General features: G+C 60.4%; 14 protein-coding genes. All 14 read left to right on the top strand.

The window, feature by feature from the left end; translation table 11 throughout:
• Positions 1 to 72: 72 nt before the first annotated feature.
• The 14 genes from ACMQ11_RS01520 (at position 73) to ACMQ11_RS01455 (ending at position 20,147) form a co-directional block, all read left to right on the top strand.
• Entirely contained in the window at positions 73 to 2,097 is a 2,025-nt protein-coding gene (locus tag ACMQ11_RS01520) for an ATP-binding protein (RefSeq protein WP_418990896.1), read from the top strand.
• 143 nt (positions 2,098 to 2,240) lie between these two features.
• Positions 2,241 to 2,867: a TetR/AcrR family transcriptional regulator gene (locus ACMQ11_RS01515; protein WP_418990895.1), complete on the top strand. Its 627-nt coding sequence runs from the start codon at positions 2,241 to 2,243 to the stop codon at positions 2,865 to 2,867.
• Positions 2,868 to 2,885: 18 nt separating this feature from the next.
• Complete coding sequence (locus tag ACMQ11_RS01510; protein WP_418990894.1) at positions 2,886 to 4,256, top strand: TolC family protein; 1,371 nt, start codon at positions 2,886 to 2,888, stop codon at positions 4,254 to 4,256.
• Between the two features lie 27 nt (positions 4,257 to 4,283).
• Positions 4,284 to 5,294, top strand: a complete 1,011-nt coding sequence (locus tag ACMQ11_RS01505) for an efflux RND transporter periplasmic adaptor subunit (RefSeq protein WP_418990893.1) — start codon at positions 4,284 to 4,286, stop codon at positions 5,292 to 5,294.
• A 12-nt stretch (positions 5,295 to 5,306) separates the two neighbouring features.
• Complete coding sequence (locus ACMQ11_RS01500) at positions 5,307 to 8,447, top strand: efflux RND transporter permease subunit (RefSeq protein WP_418990892.1); 3,141 nt, start codon at positions 5,307 to 5,309, stop codon at positions 8,445 to 8,447.
• Positions 8,448 to 8,682: 235 nt separating this feature from the next.
• Positions 8,683 to 8,976: a PG0541 family transporter-associated protein gene (locus tag ACMQ11_RS01495; protein WP_418990891.1), complete on the top strand. Its 294-nt coding sequence runs from the start codon at positions 8,683 to 8,685 to the stop codon at positions 8,974 to 8,976.
• Between the two features lie 133 nt (positions 8,977 to 9,109).
• Complete coding sequence (locus ACMQ11_RS01490) at positions 9,110 to 9,895, top strand: MBL fold metallo-hydrolase (protein WP_418990890.1); 786 nt, start codon at positions 9,110 to 9,112, stop codon at positions 9,893 to 9,895.
• 1 nt (position 9,896) lies between these two features.
• On the top strand, positions 9,897 to 10,712 hold the full coding sequence (locus ACMQ11_RS01485; protein ID WP_418990889.1) for an SDR family oxidoreductase: 816 nt from the start codon (positions 9,897 to 9,899) through the stop codon (positions 10,710 to 10,712).
• Between the two features lie 298 nt (positions 10,713 to 11,010).
• Positions 11,011 to 11,601 carry an RNA polymerase sigma-70 factor gene (locus ACMQ11_RS01480; protein WP_418990888.1) on the top strand — a complete coding sequence of 197 codons (591 nt, stop codon included), beginning with the start codon at positions 11,011 to 11,013 and terminating at the stop codon, positions 11,599 to 11,601.
• Positions 11,602 to 11,708: 107 nt separating this feature from the next.
• A complete protein-coding gene (locus ACMQ11_RS01475) occupies positions 11,709 to 12,656 on the top strand; it encodes a FecR family protein (RefSeq protein ID WP_418990887.1) in 948 nt (315 codons plus the stop codon).
• Positions 12,657 to 12,795: 139 nt separating this feature from the next.
• Positions 12,796 to 16,167 carry a SusC/RagA family TonB-linked outer membrane protein gene (locus ACMQ11_RS01470; protein WP_418990886.1) on the top strand — a complete coding sequence of 1,124 codons (3,372 nt, stop codon included), beginning with the start codon at positions 12,796 to 12,798 and terminating at the stop codon, positions 16,165 to 16,167.
• 13 nt (positions 16,168 to 16,180) lie between these two features.
• Positions 16,181 to 17,806 carry a SusD/RagB family nutrient-binding outer membrane lipoprotein gene (locus tag ACMQ11_RS01465; protein ID WP_418990885.1) on the top strand — a complete coding sequence of 542 codons (1,626 nt, stop codon included), beginning with the start codon at positions 16,181 to 16,183 and terminating at the stop codon, positions 17,804 to 17,806.
• A 39-nt stretch (positions 17,807 to 17,845) separates the two neighbouring features.
• Positions 17,846 to 18,892: a glycoside hydrolase family 18 gene (locus ACMQ11_RS01460; RefSeq protein WP_418990884.1), complete on the top strand. Its 1,047-nt coding sequence runs from the start codon at positions 17,846 to 17,848 to the stop codon at positions 18,890 to 18,892.
• Positions 18,885 to 20,147, top strand: coding sequence for a DUF1735 and LamG domain-containing protein (locus ACMQ11_RS01455; RefSeq protein ID WP_418990883.1), 1,263 nt, complete (start codon positions 18,885 to 18,887; stop codon positions 20,145 to 20,147). Before ACMQ11_RS01460 ends, ACMQ11_RS01455 begins: the two co-directional genes overlap by 8 nt.
• Positions 20,148 to 20,151: the final 4 nt, after the last annotated feature.

Here is a 20,151-nt window from a genome sequence, read left to right as displayed (position 1 = left end):
GGGGGGGGGCGACCACATGGTTTTTCGCGTTTTTTTACTACCTTTGTACGGTCAATCATGCTTCAGTAAGCCATGCCGTCTCGTCTCCGTCTTCTTATCATCGGGTTGTTCCTGGCCGTCTTTCCGCCGTACGGCCGTGCTGCGACGGCCGCACCGGATACGGACAGCCTGCTGACGGCCTACTACCATTACTGCAAGGGGCGGATCAAGACGCCCGAGGGCCCGGCCCTGTGCGATACGCTCCGGATGCGGGCCGCCGCTTCGGGCAACGTGCGGATAGAGGTCATTGCCCGCTGCCTGAAGCTGGACCACTACTATTACGCCGACGACCGCGCGCAGATACTCGATCACGTGAAACAAGTGCAGGCGTTCTGCGTGGCGCACGGCAAGGAGCACTACCGCTATTTCTACTATTTCGTCTGGGGCAGCCGCCTGATCACTTACTACGTCAAGCAGAACGAATACAGCCTGGCGGTCTACGAGTGCCGCCGGATGCTCGCCGAGGCGCAGGCCGACGACTATGCACAGGGCATTGCCGACTGCTACCGGTTGCTGGGCAATATCTACATCTCGCAGAACGCTTTTCGCCCCGCCTACGACAATTTCCGCCGCGGGCTGGAGCAGCTCGAACGGCACGGGATCGACGACATCAACATTCCCACGCAGTATGCGTCGCTGGCGCAGTGCGCCCTGGAGCTCGACATGCCCGACTCGGCGCTGGTCGCTCTCAGACGCGCGGAAACGCAGCCCCGCATGAGCACCTACCAGCGGTTCACGGTCGCCAAGGGCTGGGCGCTCTACCATATTTATCGGAAAGACCTGGCGGCGGCCAGGCTCCGGCTCGAAGAGATCGAGCGGCTCTTCCGCGACGACCCCTCGATGGAGGTCTACACCCGCGGCTTGGGATTCATCCGGCGCGAATACTACAAGGCCGCCGGAGACTATCCGCGTGCATTGCGCTACGCGGAGGAGGCCCTCGATGAGTTCGGCGATTTCGGCGTCCTGCGCGACATGGGCGACATTTACTACCGGATGGGAGATACGCGGCGCTCGGCCGAGAACTACCGCGCCTATGTCCGCCAGTCCGATTCGGTGCGCAATTCCGAGGTGCGCAACGCGACGGACGACTTTTCGGGGCTGCTCGAAATCGGGCGGCTGCAAAGCGAGACCCGCGAATTGCAGCTCGAAATGCAGCGCAAGCGCCTGCGCAATACCTACCTCGTAATCCTCTCGCTGGCCTGCGTGCTGCTTCTGGGCGGGCTGAGTCTTGCGCGGCTGATGAAACTCAACCGGCGGCTCAAATCCTCCGAGGAGCGCGTACGCTCGCAGAACGAGGAGTTGAAAACCGCAGGCGAGGAGTTGCTGCGCGCCAAAGAGGAGGCCGAGCGTGCCAGCAGCATGAAGAGTGGTTTCATCCAGAACATGTCGCACGAGGTACGCACGCCGCTCAACTCGATCGTGGGTTTCTCGCAGGTCCTCTCGTCGCTCTACCGCGACGATCCCGCGACGCAGGAGTACGCCCGGATCATCGAAACGAGCAGCATCAACCTGTTGCGGCTGATCGACGACGTGCTGGACATCGCTTTTCTGGACCAGGCCGATATGCTCCCCGCGACGGATTTCTGCGAACTGAACAGCTGCTGCCGCGAATGCGCGGACAAGATCGCCGGATCGATCAAAAAGGGCGTTGCGCTGATCGTCGAGCCCTCCGACGATAATCCGCAGCTCTTCACCAATGCCCGCCGGATTCGCCAGGTGCTGCTGCACCTGCTGCACAACGCCGCCAAATTCACGCTTCAGGGCCAGATTACCCTTTCCTATGATTGTCTGATGGAGGAGGGACTGGCGCGTTTCACGGTGACCGATACCGGTCCGGGCATTCCGCCCGAGAAGCGCGAGGAGGTCTTCGAACGCTTCGTCAAACTCGACGCTTTTTCGCAGGGCACCGGACTGGGGCTCCCCGTTTGCCGCATCATCGCCTGCAAACTGGGCGGACGGCTCGAGATCGATCCCCTCTACACCGCGGGCTGCCGCTTTGTCTTCGAAGTGCCGTTCGATCGCTCGACCTGTGCTCCCACGTCTCGCACGGGGAGTTGATCCGAACTCCGCAATCCGTTTCGAGGCGTCCGAGAGGACGCCTTTTTTCGCGTGCCACGTAAAAAACTGCAAAAAACAGAAAACTTTTTTTGTTTTATAAGTTTTCTTGACTATATTTGCACACGAAAACACCCGGATATACCATGACGCAAAAGGAAAGAATCATCGAGCAGGCCATGCACATGTTCGTCGCGCAGGGCATCAAATCGGTGCGCATGGACGATATCGCGCAGCAGTTGGGCGTGTCGAAACGCACGCTCTACGAGCAGTTCGGCGACAAGGAGGGGCTCTTGTACCAGGCGATGGTGTGCTATTTCGAGCACAACCGGTTGCAGTGGGCGACCCTGAGCGCCGGTGCGCGCAACGTGCTCGAGCGCATGTTCATGGTCCTGGGCAACGTGATGGACCACTCGGACGTCACGAGCCGGATGATGGACAACCTCAAGAAATTCTACCCGGCGGTCTACGACAAGCTCGTGCGCGAGGGGACGGAGAAGAACCGCCAGGAGTTCCGCTCGATGCTCACCGAGGGCATCGAGCAGGGGCTTTTCGTCGATTCGATCCATATCGACCTGGCCATCACGGTGCTCTACTACACGGCTTCGGCGCTGGTGACGCGCAAGGATTTGATCCTCCCCGAGGGCATCTCCGAGCGCGAGGCTTTCGTGCAGATCGTCAGCAATTTCTTCCGCGGCATCTCGACGGCCAAGGGGCTGGAGTTGATCGACGACTACCTCAAACGTTACGAGCCGGGCAAGGAGCGGCAATAATCAAAAAGAGTGAAGATAATGAAAAGAGTGATTCTGATCCTGTCGCTTGCGGCGGCGGGGCTTGTCCCGGCCCGGGCGCAGTTGCGGCTGACCCTCCCCGAAGCGGTGGAGATCGCCCTGAGCGAAAACCCGACCATTCGCGTGGCGGAGCTCGAGGTGCAGCGCTTCGACTACGTGAAACGGCAGACGTGGGGCAACCTCATACCGCAAATCTCGGTGGGCGGCACCTACACCCGCTCGATCGTCAAGCAGAGCATGACCAAGGGGCTCTCGTTCGGCGCCGACAATACGCTCACGGCGCAGGGCGACGCCACGTGGACGCTGTTCGCTCCGACGGTGTTCCGCACGCTGCGGCTGAACGATACCCAGATGGCCACCGCCGTCGAAGCGGCGCGCGGGTCGCGCATCACGCTGGTCGCCGAGGTCAAAAAGGCGTTCTACAACATCCTGCTGTCCGAGCAGTCGCTCGCCGTGCTGCGCGAATCGGAGGCCACGGTGCAGCGCACGGTCGACGATACGGAGTTGCAGTACCGCAACGGACTGGCCTCGGAGTACGACCTGCTGACGGCCCAGGTGCAGCTGAGCAACCTGCGACCCTCGATCCTCCAGACCGAGAACTCGATCAAGGTGGCCAAGCTGCTGCTCAAAATGTACCTCTCGATCCCCGAGGAGGTCGAAATCGAGGTCGCGGGCGAGCTGGACGCCATGCGCGACCGGGTGCTGGCGGGCACCGACGGCCTGTCGACCGACATCACCGAGAACTCCGACCTGCGCACGCTCGAATTGCAAGAAGAGCTGTTGCGCCGCCAGCTCAAGGTGGCCAATGCAAGCCGCTGGCCTACGGTGGCGGCGTTCTTCTCGGCCACCTATACCGGTAACGACATGGACATGACCAAACTGGGCGCTTTCGGCGGCGGCGCCGAGGGCGGCGAGGGAGGCTCGGGCTCCGGCTCCGGCTCGGCGGGCGATGTGCTCGACGGCTCGAAATTCTGGTGGCAACACCCCATCTCGGCCGGGTTGCAGTTGAATATCCCGATCTTCGCCGGCCTGACGAAGATGAACCGCTCGCGCGAACTGAAGAACCAGATCACCCAGATCGGATTGCAACGCGACTACGCCCGCCAGCAGATCGATGTCGAGGTGCGCTCGGCGCTGAACGACCTGCTCACCGCACGCGAAACCATGTACGCCCAGGAGCGCACGGTCGAGCAGGCGCGCAAGGCGTACAGCATCTCCGACACCCGCTACCGCGCGGGTGCGGGCACCATCCTCGAGCTGAACTCGGCGCAGCTGGCCCAGACCCAGGCGCAGCTCAGTTACTCGCAGGCCATCTACGACTACCTCTCGGCCAAGGCCGAATACGACCGCATCGTCGGGCGCGAATACTAATCGAGAATCGAAAAAAATACAGCGAATATGAAAAGAGTAACAGTGCTATTGGTTGCGGCGGCGGCACTTGCCGGCTGCACGGGAAAGAAGAGTGTCGAGGTCGCCGCCGGGGAGCAGCGGGTGCTTACGCGCGTGGAGGCGGCCCAAAAGGCCACGGTGCAGCTCACCGAGGAGTTCACCTCCGAGATCGAACCCTACCGCGAGAACGACATCACGCCGGCCGTGGCGGGCGTGCACATCGACCGCATCCTGGTCGAGGTGGGCGACAACGTGCAGAAGGGCCAGCTGGTCGTCTCGCTCGACCCCACGCAATACACCCAGCAGTTGGTGCAGCTCAAAACCGTCGAGGACGACTACAACCGCCTGCGGCCCGTCCACGAGGCCGGAGGCATCTCCGACCAGCAGATCGAGCAGGCCAAGGCCCAGCTCGACGTGCAGCGCGAGGTGGTGGCCAACCTGAAGAAAAACATTGAAGTGCGCTCCCCGATTGCGGGCGTCGTCACGGCCCGCAACTACGAGTCGGGCGACCTCTTCGCCCAGCAGCCGATCCTGCACATCATGCAGATCGACCCCCTGAAAGTCGTGGTCAACATCTCGGAGCAGTACTTTCCCTACGTCAAGGTGGGCATGCCGGTCGATCTGGCGGTCGACATCTTCCCCGACAAGGAGTTCCGGGGCACGGTCTCGCTGATCTATCCGGCGCTCGACCCCTCGACGCGCACGTTCAAGGTCGAGGTCAAGGTTCCCAACGCCAGCCGCACGCTGCGGCCGGGAATGTACGCCCGCACGCGATTCAACATGGGCCACAAGGAGGGCGTCCTGGTTCCCGACGTCTCGGTGCAGAAGCAGGTCGGCACCGCCGAACGCTATGTCTATGTCGTGCGTGACAGCGTGGCCGAGCGCCGCTCGGTCGAGGTGGGCCGTCAGGTCGGCAATCGCGTCGACATCCTTTCGGGCGTTGCGCCCGGCGAGCGGGTGGCCACTACGGCCCTGTCGAAACTCTACGACGGCGCACCGGTCGAAATCAAGAACGAATAAGCGTCCCCGACCATGAAAATTTACGAAAGCGCGGTCCGCAAACCGATCTCGACGATCCTCCTGTTCGTCGGTGTGATCGTCATGGGCCTCTTCTCGCTGATGAACCTCGCGGTGGACCAGTACCCCGAGATCGAGATACCGCAAATCTCGGTCATCACCATGTACCCCGGTGCCAATGCCGCCGACATCGAGACCAACATCACGCGCGTCCTGGAGGACAACCTCAATACGGTCAACAACCTCAAGAAGCTCACCTCCAAATCGCAGGACAACGTCTCGATGATCACCGTCGAGTTCGAATACGGCTCCGACCTGAACGAGGGGGCCAACGAGATCCGCGACGTGGTTTCGCGCGTGCAGTCGATGCTCCCCGACGACGTGGACTACCCGACGATCTTCAAGTTCTCGACCTCGATGATCCCCGTGATGATGCTCGCCGTCACGGCCGAGGAGAGCTACCCGGCGCTGAACAAGATTCTCGACGACAAGTTGGTCAACGTCCTCAACCGCGTCGACGGCGTGGGCGCCGTGTCGATCATCGGCGCTCCCGAGCGCGAGGTGCAGGTCAATGTCGATCCCAAGAAACTCGACGCCTACGGCCTTTCGGTCGAGCAATTAGGGCAGCTCATCGCCGCCGAGAACGTCAACATTCCCAGCGGCACGATCGACGTGGGCAACAATACGTTCAACATCAAGGCCGACGGCGAGTTCAAACTCTCGGACGAACTCCGAAAGGTCGTCGTCTCGAACGCCGGGGGGCGCACGGTGATGCTCACCGACGTGGCCGAGATCCGCGATACGCTCGAAAAGGCGACGATGGACGAGCGCGTCAACGGCCAGCGCGGCGTGCGCGTGATCTTCCAGAAGCAGTCGGGCGCCAATACGGTCAATATTGTCCACGAAATCCAGTCCCGCCTGCCGGCTATCCAGCGTTCGCTGCCCCAGGACGTGAAGATGGAGCTGATCTTCGAGGGTTCGCAGGAGATCACCGACGCCATCGGTTCGCTGTCGGAGACGATCATGTACGCTTTCATCTTCGTGGTGCTGGTGGTCATGGTCTTCCTCGGCCGGTGGCGCGCGACGTTCATCATCTGCATGACCATCCCCGTCTCGCTGATCTGTTCGTTCATCTACCTCTTCGCCACGGGGTCGACGCTCAACATCATCTCGCTCTCGTCGCTCTCGATCGCCATCGGCATGGTCGTCGACGACGCCATCGTGGTGCTCGAAAACATCACCACCCACATCGAGCGGGGTTCGAACCCCAAGGAGGCAGCCATCTACGCCACCAACGAGGTGTGGTTGTCGGTCATCGCCACCACGCTGGTGGTCGTGGCGGTCTTCCTTCCGCTGACGATGGTGCCGGGCATGGCCGGTATCCTGTTCCGCGAGTTGGGCTGGATCGTCTCGATCGTGGTCTGCGTCTCCACCACGGCGGCCATATCGCTCACGCCGATGATGTCGGCCTACATGCTCAAGCTCGAAGGCGGCACCCACGACTACAAGGGGCTGGGCGTGATCTACAAACCCATCGACCGGGCCCTCGTGTGGCTGGACAACGTCTACGCCCGCTCGCTCGACTGGGTGGTCCGCCACCGCCGCATTACGGTCTTTTCGATGATGGGGCTCTTCCTGGTGTCGCTCCTGCTGCTGCGCGAGGTCCCCACGGAGTTCTTCCCGCCCTCGGACAACAGCCGCATCTCGGCCACCGTGAAGCTCGAACAGAACCTCTCGGTCGAATACACGGCGCGCATCGCCCGCCAGATCGACAGCATCATCTACGCCAACTACCCCGAGATCGTGCTCGTGTCGGCTTCGGCAGGCGCCAACTCCTCGGACAACGCCTTTGCGGCGATGCAGACCACGGGGTCGCATATCATCAACTACAACATGCGTCTGGAGGACGTCGAGACCCGCGACCGCTCGATCTATGTCATCTCCGACCTCCTGCGCCGCGAGTTGGACCGCATCCCCGAGGTGCGGCAGTATACGGTCACCCCGGGCGGCCAGTCGGGCGGCATGAGCGGTTCGTCGACGGTCGACGTCAAGGTCTTCGGCTACGACATGGACGTGACGAACGCCATCGCCAACGACCTCAAGGAGAAACTGGCTGCACTGCCCGGCACGCGCGACGTGCAGCTCTCGCGCGACGACCTGCGTCCCGAATACAACGTCGTCTTCGACCGCGACCGCCTGGCCTACTACGGCATGAACAGCGCCACGGCGTCGCAGGCCGTTAAGAACCGCATCGACGGCCTGGTGGCTTCGAAATTCCGCGAGGACGGCGATGAGTACGACATCATCGTGCGCTACGGCGAACCGTTCCGCACGCGCGTCGAGGACGTGGAGAACATCACCCTCTACAACGCCCAGGGCCGTCCGGTCAAGCTCAGCGAGGTGGGCCGTGTCGAAGAGGAGTATGCGGCGCCCGAGATTCAGCGCGAGAACCGCCAGCGCGTCATCACGGTCAAATCGTCGCTCGGCGCCGGCGTGGCGTTGGGCGAGGTGGTGGCCGAGGTGCAGCGAATGATCGACGACTACCCGCTGCCCGACGGCGTGGACCTCGAGGTGGGCGGTACGGTCGAGGACCAAGGCGACGCTTTCTCGGACCTCTTGACCCTGTTCGCACTGATCGTCATTCTGGTTTACATCGTCATGGCCACGCAGTTCGAGTCCCTGAAATTCCCGTTCATCATCATGTTCACCATTCCGTTCGCCTTCACGGGCGTCTTCCTGGCGCTGTGGATGACCTCCACGCCGCTGTCGCTGATCGCCCTAATCGGTGCCATCATGCTGGTGGGTATCGTCACCAAGAACGGTATCGTGATGGTGGACTACATGAACCTCTTGGTCGAGCGCGGTTCGGGCGTCTTCGACTCCGTGATCGCCGGCGGCAAGAGCCGTCTGCGTCCGGTGTTGATGACCTCGTTCACGACCATCCTGGGTATGCTTCCGCTGGCTTTGGGCACGGGTTCGGGCTCCGAAACCTGGCAGCCGATGGGTATCGCCGTGATCGGGGGTCTGACGTTCTCGACCATCCTCACGCTCTTCATCGTGCCGGTGCTCTACTCGATCCTGGTGAACCGCTCGCAGCGCAAGGAGCGGGAGAAACTGGCGCGTCTTGCGGCCGAACACCAGGCGAGCATTCATTGAATTATGAATTCATAATTCACAATTAAAAATTAAGAATTAAAAATGGTGAAATAGGGGGCGATCCCCGAGCGAGTCGAGGGGAGCAAGTCGCGCCGCCTTTTGGCGGCGGCAGCCCGCAGCCCCCGGATGCGGAGAGCAGTTCTTTTGCCTGCGGCTCATGTCACTCCGCTGGCTGCGGACCGCAAACGAGCGGCGACAGCACCGAAAAGGAGGTATAAACATAAACGATAAAAAGATGAAAGCAGTATTCTTATCCTATAACCAGGCGCTGACCGACCGCGTGAACAAAATCCTCGACGACGAGGGCATCCGCGGCTTCACGCGCTGGGCGCTGACCGAGGGGCGCGGCTCGGTGGACGGCGAACCCCACTACGGCACCCACGCATGGCCCTCGATGAACGCTTCGCTGCTGGCCATCGTCGACGACGAAAAGGTCGCTCCGCTGATGGAGGCTTTCCGCGAGATGGACGCCACCACCAGGATGCAGGGTTCGCGCGCCTTTGTCTGGAACATCGAGCAGAGCATGTAACCTCGGCTCCGCTAAGCCCGAAAAAGCCCGGTGTGTGCGCACACACCGGGCTTTTTCGCCACAAGCACTGACCCGCGCGGTCGTTCGGCCGGCTTGCGGACGAATCGGCGGAAAAATTGCTATCTTTGCCCCGATGAAACTCACGTTTTTAGGAACCGGCACCTCGCAGGGAGTACCCGTGATCGGCTGCCGCTGCGAGGTCTGCACCTCGGCCGACCCGCGGGACAACCGCCTGCGGACGGCGGCGATGGTCGAGACGCGCGGCGTTCGGATGGTGATCGACGCCGGGCCCGATTTCCGCTGCCAGATGCTCCGAACGGGGGTGCGGCACCTCGACGCCATCCTCCTGACCCACGAGCACAAGGACCACATCGGCGGATTGGACGACGTGCGGGCTTTCAATTTCGTCGACTATCCCGCAGCGATCCATCGGGTAGACATATACGCCGCTCCGCACACGCTGGCATGCGTGCGCAAGGATTTCGACTACGCCTTTGCGCAGGACAAGTACCGCGGCGTTCCCGAGATCGAACTGCACGAGATCGACGTCACGAAGCCTTTTTCGGTCAAGGGGGTCGGGGTCGTGCCCGTTTCGGGTCACCACTCGGAGCGCTTCGCCGTGACGGGTTTTCGTATCGGACGGCTGGCCTATCTCACCGACTTCAAGACCATCGAGGAGGCGGAGATCGAGAAACTCCGAGGCGTGGAGGTGTTGGTTGTCAATGCCTTGCGTTTTGCGGAGCACTACTCGCATTTCAACGTCGCGGAAGCCCTGGCCCTCATCCGCCGCGTGGCGCCCCGCAAGGCCTACCTCACGCACATGTCCCACGAGATCGGCCTCCATGCCCGCACCGAGCCGACACTGCCGGCGGGCGTACATCTGGCCTACGATACCTTGCAAGTGGAAATAAACGATTGATATGAAAGAATTTAAGAATAAAGTGGTCGTTGTCACGGGTGCCTCGTCGGGTATCGGCGAGGCCTGCGCGCGCGAAATGGCCGCCCGGGGCGCCCGCGTGGTGTTGGGCGCGCGCAACGTGCAGAAATTGCAACTCATCGCGGGCGACCTCCGCGCAAAGGGCGCCCAGGCCGTCTATTGCGGCGTGGACGTCACCGTGCCCGCGGAGTGCAAGGAATTGATCGACACCGCCGTGCGCGAATTCGGCGGCGTGGACGTGCTGATCTGCAACGCCGGATTGTCGATGCGCGCCGCGTTCGACGACGTGGACCTGGAGGTGCTCCACCGCCTGATGGATGTCAATTTCTGGGGGACGGTCAACTGCTGCAAGTATGCGCTGCCTTATCTCCAGGCGTCGCGGGGCTCGATCGTCGGCGTCTCGTCGGTGGCGGGGCTGCACGGCCTGCCGGGCCGCACGGGCTATTCGGCCTCGAAATACGCCATGACGGGATTTCTGGAGACGCTGCGTATCGAGAACCTCAAAAAGGGGCTGCACGTGATGATCGCCTGTCCGGGTTTCACCGCCTCGAACGTGCGGTTCTCGGCCCTCACGGCCGACGGTTCGCAGCAGGGCGAAACCCCGCGCGACGAGTCGAAGATGATGACCCCGAACGAGGTCGCGCAATACATCGCCCGGGGCATTCTGCGCCGCAAGCGCCTCTGCCTGATGGAGGCCGAGGGCCGCGCCACCCACCTGGTCAAGAAATTCGCCCCCGCTTTCCTCGACCGGATGTTCTACCTGGTCATGTCCCGGGAGCCCGATTCCCCTTTCCGGTAGTTTTATCCGCCCATCCGCTTACGCAGCAGCACTTATGGGCTGCTGCGTTCTTTTGTGCCTGGGAGCGGGCCCCCGAATCGGAGAACTTTCACGGCAAATTGTTCTATTTTAACTTTTATCGCTATATTTGCGTTGCAAACGAACGTCAAGCAAACCCGTGTGAAGTGATTAAATCACTATATAATAAGCTATTAAAGACCCCTTGCCCGGAATTTTACTGGGGGGGGGAATTTTGTGTCACGGGAATTCCGAACAGGGTTCCTCCCTGGTTTCGCGTATCGGGTAGATGTGATTTCAGATGGCGGACGTCGAGAAAAACAGCATCTCCCCCACGGAATTCGGAAAGTTATTTTTCGAATTCAAACCCCGTTTCATCACCTTTGCATACCGTTACGTCCGTGATCGGGAGATAGCCGAAGACCTGGTTTCGGACAGTTTCATGACTTTCTGGGAGATGCACGAAAATCTGCCCCGGGACGTCAACATTCCCGCCTATATTCTCACCTCTGTCCGAAACGGCTGTCTCAACTACCTCAATGCACAGATGCGCCACCGCAGGGCCGAGCAGGAGATCCATTCGTCGCTCACGCGCCGGCTGCATGCCGACGTGCGCTCGCTGACGGCCTGCGACCCGAACCTGCTCTTCTCCGAAGAGATTCGCGCGATCATGAAACAGGCCGTCCGCAAAATGCCCAAGATGACCCGCAATGTTTTTCTGTTGAGCCGGTTACACGATATGACTTACAACCAGATCGCTTCCGAACTGGGGATCACGTCCAGCCATGTCAATTTCGAAATCCGCCGGGCGCTCGCTCTGCTGCGCAACGAACTGAAAGACTACCTCCCAGCAGCGCTCATTTCCATCCTGCTCTCGGGCCGGTGGTATTAAGCGCCTTATAGGTCCGTACAAGGGTTTTTTGAGTTTTTCCGAAAATTCTTACAGTTTTTACTACTTACCCCCTCCGTGTGTTTGTTATTAACATATAACACCGACACATGGACCCCCGATTGCTGCTTAAATACCAGAGAAACGAAACCTCGCAGGAGGAACTCATCGAAGTGCTCGACTGGTTGGATGCCTCCGAGGAGAATCGACAAGAACTCGACCGGCTCGATTTTATCTCCAACCTCGACATGCTGACTGCTCCGACGCAGCCCGCGGCACGCAAACGCACCGCTTCGCGCTGGCGCATTGCGGCGCAGTGGAGCGCCGGAATTGCAGCCGCGCTGCTCCTGTGCGCATGGACGGGTCGCTTTCTGGCCGAAAAAACCATCGAACGCCACGCCCGGCAGATGATGACCATCAGCGTCCCCAACGGACAGAGCATGTCCGTCGTTCTGAGCGACGGAACCACCGTATGGCTCAACTCCGGTTCCAGATTGGAATATCCCTCGATTTTCTCCCCCTCGAAGCGGCGGGTCTGCATCTCGGGCGAAGCCCTGTTCGAGGTGGTGCACGACGCTGCGCGCCCGTTCGTCGTCGAGACGTACGCCTGCGAGGCCGAGGTGCTGGGCACGAAATTCAACATCCGTGCCGACGCCGGCGCGCAGCGATTCTCCGCGGCGCTGCTCGAAGGACGGCTGAAAATCTCGAACCTCCGAACAAACGAATCCGTCATCCTGCAACCCGACGACCAGGTCGATCTGATCGACGGACATCTCCAACTCAACCGGATCGCGGATTCGGATGATTTCCGCTGGATCGAGGGCCTGATGAATCTCAACACCCTCTCGTTCGAAGAGGTCATCCGCAAATTCGAAGACTATTACGGCATCCGGATCACCGTCGACAAACCGCAGTCGATTCCCCGGCTGAAATATCACGGCAAAATCCGGGTCTCGAACGGCGTGGACCACGCGCTGAAGCTGGTGCAGACCACGAGCAATTTCTTTACCTATACGTTCGACGACGAATCGAACACCATCCATATAAAGATCATCTAAAACCGATAATCCTATGAACTGAGACCGACCCTGTCAAAGACACTCGTATGCTCCGCCGTCCGGCTCCAAGAACGGGACGTGACCGGCGGAAAGATCGAGTGATTCCAATGCCAACCTTTTGATCCTTAATCTCACACCTATGAAAAGTTTAAGTATCGGGCAGCTAAAACGCCTGATAACGCTGATTTTCATCGCCTCTTTCTGCACGCTGACCGCCACGGCCCAGACGCAGAAAATGACGGTGAAGTTCGACATGACCGGGGTTCCGATGAAAACCGTCATGAACGAAATCGAAAAGCAAACCAAGTATCTCTTCCTCTACACCGACGAAATCGACACGCAGCGCCTCGTGTCGATCAAGGCCGACTCGGAGCCGCTCAACGAGGTGTTGACGCGCCTGTTCCGGGACACGGACATCGCCTATAAGATTGCGGCGCCGAACATCGTGCTTTCGAAGCGCACGGTCGCGGCCAGACCGTCGTCCATCTCGGGCGTGGTGAAAGACACGAGCGGCGCGGGCGTGATCGGCGCCACGGTGCTCATCAACGGCACGACCCACGGCACGACCACGGGCATCGACGGCGATTTCACCCTGACGATCCCCGCTACGGTCGACAATCCCGAGCTTCTGGTCAGCTTCATCGGTTATGAAAAGCGCGTCATACCCGTCGGCACGCGCACCGCGTTCGACATTACGCTCTCCAACGCGTCCATCGAGGTCGAGCAGGTCGTCGTGACGGCCCTGGGTATCAAGCGCTCGGAGAAAGCCCTCTCCTACAACGTGCAGCAGGTCGATGCCGACGCCATCACGGCCAACAAGGACGCCAACTTCATCAACTCGCTCAACGGCAAGGTCGCCGGTGTGAACATCAACGCCTCGTCGGCCGGCGTGGGCGGCGCCTCGAAAGTCATCATGCGCGGTATGAAATCCATCTCGCAGACCTCGAATGCGTTGTATGTGATCGACGGCGTACCGATGTTCACCAAGGCGCAGGAGGGCAGCACGGAGTTCGGATCGCAGGGTACGACCGACCCCATCGCCGACATCAATCCCGAGGACATCGAATCCATCTCCGTACTGACGGGCGCTGCCGCAGCCGCACTGTACGGCTCGGACGCGGCCAACGGCGCTATCGTCGTAACGACCCGCAAAGGCAAGACCGGGCAGCTTTCCGTGAGCGTCACGAGCGGCATCGAGATCATGACGCCGTTCGTCCTGCCCGCGTTCCAGAACCGCTACGGAACGGGCAACCTGCGCATTCCCGACGGTTCCGAGCACCTGAGCTGGGGCAAAGCGCTCAACAGCGCCAACCGGATGGGGTACGATCCCCGCGAGGACTATTTCCGGACCAGCACCGCCAACAGCGAGAGCATTTCGCTCTCGGCGGGTACGGAGCGCAACCAGACCTATTTCTCGGCCGCCGCGATCAACTCCCGCGGTATCGTGCCCAACAACAGCTACGACCGCTACAATTTCACGTTCCGCAACACCACCTCGCTGCTCGGCGACAAGATGAAGCTCGACGTGGGCGCCAACTACGTGCTGCAAGAGGACTGCAACATGGTCAACCAGGGGACCTATAACAACCCGATCGTGGGCGCCTACCTCTTTCCGCGCGGCAACGATTGGGAAGAGATCAAAATGTACGAGCGCTACGATCCCGTGGACAAGATCTCGACGCAGTACTGGCCTATCGGCGCCGCCGGCATGACCATGCAGAACCCCTATTGGGTCAACTACCGCAACCTGCGCGAAAACCGCAAGGACCGTTACATGCTCAATGTGGCGCTCTCGTACGATATTCTCGACTGGCTGAACGTCTCGGGTCGCATCCGCATCGACAATTCGCACAACACCTACACCGAAAAGGCCTACGCCTCGACCAACACGCAGCTGACCGAACTGTCGGAGAACGGACTTTTCGGCATCGCCAAAAGCATGGACCGTCAGGTGTACGGCGACGCCCTTCTGAACATCAACAAGACGTTCGGCGACGACTGGTCGCTTCAGGTCAATGCCGGCGCTTCGTTCTCGGACATGAAAAACGAATCCATGAAGATCCGCGGTCCCATCTCCGACGGCAAATCGGGCGAGAAAGCCGGTCTGGCCAACGTCTTCAACATCCAGAATCTGAGCAACTCGACCCGGACCACCCGGTTGCAGGAGGGGTGGCGCGAACAGACCCAGTCGGTTTTCGCCTCGGCCGAAATCGGTTTCAAGGGTGCCTACTACCTGACCCTTACCGGGCGCAACGACTGGCCCTCGCAGCTGGCCGGTCCGCACTCGAACGCCAAGTCGTTCTTCTATCCCTCGGTCGGCGCGTCGGTCGTCCTCTCGCAGATCATCGGCAACATGCCCGAGAACCTCTCCTACATCAAGCTGCGCGGATCGTACGCCTCGGTGGGCGTGTCGTTCGCGCGTTACATCTCCAATCCGCTCTACGGGTGGGATGAGAGCGGACTGAGCTGGAACCTCCAGACGCAGTACCCGGCTTTCCACTTGCAGCCCGAACGCACCAAGTCGTTCGAGGTCGGTCTTACGATGCGTTTTCTCAAACATTTCAACCTCGATGTGACCTACTACAACTCGCGCACGCAGAACCAGACTTTCGACCCGCAGATTCCGGGCGGCTCGGGATACTCCTCGATCATCATCCAGTCGGGCAACGTCCGCAACCGGGGTATCGAGCTGGCATTGGGTTACAGCAACACCTGGAGGGATTTCACCTGGGACACGAACTACACGTTCTCGACCAACAAGAACAAAATCACCTCGCTGGCCAACAACTGCATCAATCCGGCCACCGGCGAACAGTTCAGCCTCGACCTGCTCGACATGGGCGGTCTGGGAGACGCCCGTTTCCTCTTGATGGAGGGCGGCACGCTGGGCGACCTCTATTCGCTGGTCGATCTGACATACGACCACAACAACGCCATCTATATCGACGAGGAGGGCAATCTGCCCACCAAATCGATCGAGGATGTGAAACAGTTCATCAAGCTGGGTTCCGTACTGCCCGACGCCAACATGTCGTGGCGCAACGATTTCCGCTGGAAGAACCTCAATTTCGGATTTATGGTCACGGCCCGGCTGGGCGGTATCGTCTTCTCCCGCACGCAGGCCACGCTCGACTACTTCGGCGTTTCGGAGGCATCGGCCGCAGCGCGCGACCGGGGCGGGGTCCTCATCAACGGCCGCGACATGGTAGACGCCAACGTCTGGTATTCGGCCGTGGCCGGCGGCAACGCTCTGCCCCAGTTCTACACCTATTCGGCGACCAACGTCCGTTTGCAGGAGGCTTCGATCGGTTACACCATTCCCCGCAAATGGTTGCGCAACGTCTGCGAGATCACCGTCTCGGTGGTCGGACGCAACCTCTGGATGATCTACAACAAGGCGCCGTTCGATCCCGAGTCGATCGCCACGACCGGCAATTACTATCAGGGAGTCGACTACTTCATGATGCCGTCGCTGCGGAATGTAGGATTTAACCTCAGACTTAAATTCTAAAGCTACAATCGTTATGAAAAACACCCTAATAAAATCGGTTTTCGCCCTGGCCCTCGCATGCTGCGGGTTTGCCTGCACCGGCAATTACCTCGAAATAAACAGCAATCCCTACGAGGTTTCCGAGGAGGAGATGCAGCGCAAAGGCTACGCCGTCGCATCCTACCTCAACGCCATTTTCGGTACGATCATCTCGCCCGACGTCAATACCACCCAGTTCACCGACGCGCTGCTGGGCGGCACGCAGGGCGGCTATCTCGCCGATTCGCAGAACGGCTGGAAGACGACCATCTCCAATTACAACCCCACCAACGACTGGACGCGCGTGTTCATGTACAGCGACCGGATCATCCCGGTGCTCTACTCCAACCTGCTGAAGCTCGAGGGCATCTCGGAGGATCCGATCGTGCGCTCCATCGCCAAGATCGCCAAGGTCTGCGCCATGAACCGCGTAACGGACGCCTACGGCCCGATTCCCTACTCCGAGATCGGAGTGAGCGGCAAGATTCAGGTGCCCTACGATACGCAGGCCGACGTGTACCGGCAGATGTTCGACGAACTGGACGAGGCGATCGCCTCCCTGACGGCGCACAGTAACGAAGCCATCACAGCCTCGACCGACCCTGTTTACGGGGGCAGTGCCGAAAAGTGGTGCAAATTCGCCAACTCGATGAAGCTGCGGCTGGCCATGCGCGTCGTCTACACCGATTTCACCAGTTCCGAGGGCAAAACGCCCCGGCAGTTGGCCGAAGAGGCCGTCGCCAACCCCATCGGCGTCATCGCCTCGAACGCCGACATCGCCAAGCTGCCCTCGACCGCTTTCGGCAAGGACGGCAATCCGCTGCGCGCCGCCTGTCTGTACAACCAGCCGGACGGTTCGGTCACGGGAGGCGACACGCACGCGGCCGCCGACATCATCTGCTACATGAACGGCTACGACGATCCGCGCCGCGAGAAGTATTTCATCAAGTCCGAATGGGAAGACATCGACTACGTGGGCTTGCGCCGCGGCATCGAGATTCCCTCGCTCAATACCATCGGACGCAAATACTCGGGCGTGAAATTCGAAAACGACGCCGAGACGCCGCTCTACTGGATGAACGCCGCCGAGGTGGCATTCCTCAAAGCCGAAGCCAAAGCCGTCTTCGACATGAACATGGGAGCCGGCACGGGCAGGGATTTTTACGAGGAGGGCGTCCGCCTCTCGTTCGAGCAGTGGGGCGCGACGGGTGTCGAGCAGTACCTCGCCGGCACGAATCCACCGCAGACCTACATCGACCCCAACGGCGGCGTGAACAGCGACAAGGACAACAGCCTGTCGCGCCTGGGCGTGGCCTGGGACGACAATGCCTCGAAACTGGAGATGCAGGAGCGCATCATCACCCAGAAATGGATCGCCAACTGGCGCCTGGGCAACGAGGCGTGGGCCGACTACCGTCGCACGGGATTCCCGCGTCTGCTGCCCGCCACGGCCAACCGCAGCAGCGTGGTCAATTCGAAACTCGGCGCCCGCCGCATGCCCTATCCCACCGAGGAGCGCACCAGCAACGCGGAGAATTATGCCAAAGCCGTCGAGATGCTGGGCGGCAGCGACAACATGGCCACCCGCATCTGGTGGGATTGCAACCCCGAAGTCAAATAACCGCTTACGCAGTTGAAAACGCTTAAAACGAAATTCGAGATGAAAAACATACTCATTCCGGCTCTTGCCGCCGCGGCGCTTCTGGCCTCGTGCAGCGACTGGACCGAAGCCGAAAACAAGGACTACCTGCCGCAGCTGCGGCAGCCCGATCCGGCCTACCTGGCATCGCTCCGCGATTTCAAAGCCGACGAGAACGGGCACAAGGTGGTGATGATGACCGTCCAAGGCACCTCCGCGGCGCCGAACCGGCAGAACAAGCACCCCACGGCCATGCCCGACAGCGTCGACTACCTGCTGATGACCGATGTCGACGACCTGCATCCGACGATCGCGGCCGAGCTTTCGGAGGTGCGCTCGTCGAAAGGCACGCAGTCGCTCAATGTCGTGGATTACGCGGTGATTCTGGACGCCTGGAAAGCCCTGAAAGAGGCTGCCGCAGACACGGAGCACGAGAGCGACTACACCGACGAAAAGTTCCCGGCCTATTGCAAGGCGCAGGCCGAGCAGCAGCTTGCGAACTGCAACCGCTACGGCTTCGACGGGGTGGTCGTATCCTATACGACCTCTCCCGTGGACGAGATCGCCGACGGGCAGGCGACTTTCATGGCGGCCGTCAAGACGTGGCGGCAGAGCAATCCGCACATGCTGCTCTTCATGCGTACGGCTTATATGCCCAACCTCCTGAGTCCCGAGCTGCTGCCCGACAGCAAATTCATCATCCTGGTGGCCGATGCGAGCCGCAAGACCGCGTCGGACCTGACGCTGTGGGCCCGCAACCACCTGCGCGATACCCGCGACAAGTTCTCCGAGGAGGCGTTCGCAAAATTCTCCGACCGGTTCGTCATGGAAGCGTCCATTCCCTCGCTCGAGACCGGCGTGCAGAGCGGCGCGTCGGTGCAGGTTACGGCCGAATGGGTCGTCGACCCGACCCCGGACACGAAGATCAGCTACCAAAAGAGGGGCCTCTGCGTGCTGGATGGCGCCAACGACTATTTCGATAACCTGACCAACTACAAAAACATCCGCGAAGCCATCGGTATCCTCAATCCCGAAAACGACAACGACAATGAAAACGAGCATGAATAAATCCCGATTTACGTGGTGTCTCCTGCTGGCTCTGGCGTTCACCTCTTGCAAGGGCGATGAGGAGGGCAAACACCATTTCGATAACAAGGTCTTCATCTCGGCGGCGAGCTATACGCCCGAGATCCGTGTCATGCGCGATGCGCTCGACGTCACCCGGGAGCAGACCAGCCATTTGACCGTCTCCCTGGCACAACCCCTTGCAAAAGACCTCACGGTCTCGTTTGCCGAAGCTCCCGAACTGCTCGACCGTTACCGGATGTTCTACGACGACCCCACGGCCCAACTGCTCCCCGCCACGGGCGACTATTACGATTTCGCGCAGATTTCGGCCGTCATCAAGTCGGGACTGGTCCGGAGCGAGCCGCTCGCTTTCACGTTCCGCAATCTCGACAGACTGCCCATCGAGAATGGAGAGCGTTACGTGCTGCCGATGACCATCGTCTCGGCCGACGGCATGGAGGTTTTGGCCAGCGCCCGGACAGCCTATTTCGTCTTCATGAAAGCCGCGCTGGTCAACGTCGTCGTCGACATGAACGAAAACTGCGCATGGCCCGGCTGGACGAGCGATACGGAAGCGGTCAAGGATATGGAGCAGTTCTCGTTCGAAGCGCTCGTCTACGGCAACTCGTTCAAAAAGGAGGTCTCGACGATCATGGGCATCGAGGATGTTTTCCTGCTGCGCGTCGGAGACGCCGACATCCCGATGAACCAGGTACAGGTCGCTTTCTGCACCCGGGACGAGGGTTCGACCTACCGCGGTTACATCACCTCCCCGTCGCTAAAGCTGCAACTCTACCGCTGGTATCACATCGCCGTCACGTTCGACCGGGGCATGATCTGCGTCTACCTGGACGGGAAACTCAAAGCCTCGGGACAAACCATCACGGATAGGAAAGACGAGCAGGGCACCCCCGTTCTGATCGACAAAATCAATTTTGCGGTTCCTCACTCCGACGAGAGCAACAACCAGCCCCGCTGCTTCTGGATAGGCTACTCCTACGACGACAAGCGCAGTTTCGACGGCATGATGGGCGAGATCCGCGTTTGGAACAAGGTGCTCACCTCAGAGGAGATCAACGCTCCGGACCATTTCTACAAGATCGACCCCGCATCGGAGGGCCTGGTTGCATACTGGAAATTCGACGACAACAACACCAGGGAGAAAGTCATCCGGGACTATTCGCACAACGGCTTCCACCTGGAGACGAAGAACAGCCCCAACTGGCGGATGGTATCGGTTCCCAAGGAGGATTGACACG

The organism is Alistipes sp. (assembly GCF_048465575.1).
Classification (GTDB): domain Bacteria; phylum Bacteroidota; class Bacteroidia; order Bacteroidales; family Rikenellaceae; genus Alistipes.
Note: the sequence above shows the minus strand (reverse complement) of the source record. Positions and strands in the feature narration are given on the sequence as shown.

Coding starts and splice junctions, on each gene's coding strand:
- ACMQ11_RS01460 (WP_418990884.1), top strand. CDS start 17,846: ATGAAAAACATACTCATTCCGGCTCTTGCCGCCGCGGCGCTTCTGGCC.
- ACMQ11_RS01475 (WP_418990887.1), top strand. CDS start 11,709: ATGGACCCCCGATTGCTGCTTAAATACCAGAGAAACGAAACCTCGCAG.
- ACMQ11_RS01515 (WP_418990895.1), top strand. CDS start 2,241: ATGACGCAAAAGGAAAGAATCATCGAGCAGGCCATGCACATGTTCGTC.
- ACMQ11_RS01505 (WP_418990893.1), top strand. CDS start 4,284: ATGAAAAGAGTAACAGTGCTATTGGTTGCGGCGGCGGCACTTGCCGGC.
- ACMQ11_RS01465 (WP_418990885.1), top strand. CDS start 16,181: ATGAAAAACACCCTAATAAAATCGGTTTTCGCCCTGGCCCTCGCATGC.
- ACMQ11_RS01470 (WP_418990886.1), top strand. CDS start 12,796: ATGAAAAGTTTAAGTATCGGGCAGCTAAAACGCCTGATAACGCTGATT.
- ACMQ11_RS01455 (WP_418990883.1), top strand. CDS start 18,885: ATGAATAAATCCCGATTTACGTGGTGTCTCCTGCTGGCTCTGGCGTTC.
- ACMQ11_RS01490 (WP_418990890.1), top strand. CDS start 9,110: ATGAAACTCACGTTTTTAGGAACCGGCACCTCGCAGGGAGTACCCGTG.
- ACMQ11_RS01520 (WP_418990896.1), top strand. CDS start 73: ATGCCGTCTCGTCTCCGTCTTCTTATCATCGGGTTGTTCCTGGCCGTC.
- ACMQ11_RS01485 (WP_418990889.1), top strand. CDS start 9,897: ATGAAAGAATTTAAGAATAAAGTGGTCGTTGTCACGGGTGCCTCGTCG.
- ACMQ11_RS01495 (WP_418990891.1), top strand. CDS start 8,683: ATGAAAGCAGTATTCTTATCCTATAACCAGGCGCTGACCGACCGCGTG.
- ACMQ11_RS01480 (WP_418990888.1), top strand. CDS start 11,011: ATGGCGGACGTCGAGAAAAACAGCATCTCCCCCACGGAATTCGGAAAG.
- ACMQ11_RS01510 (WP_418990894.1), top strand. CDS start 2,886: ATGAAAAGAGTGATTCTGATCCTGTCGCTTGCGGCGGCGGGGCTTGTC.
- ACMQ11_RS01500 (WP_418990892.1), top strand. CDS start 5,307: ATGAAAATTTACGAAAGCGCGGTCCGCAAACCGATCTCGACGATCCTC.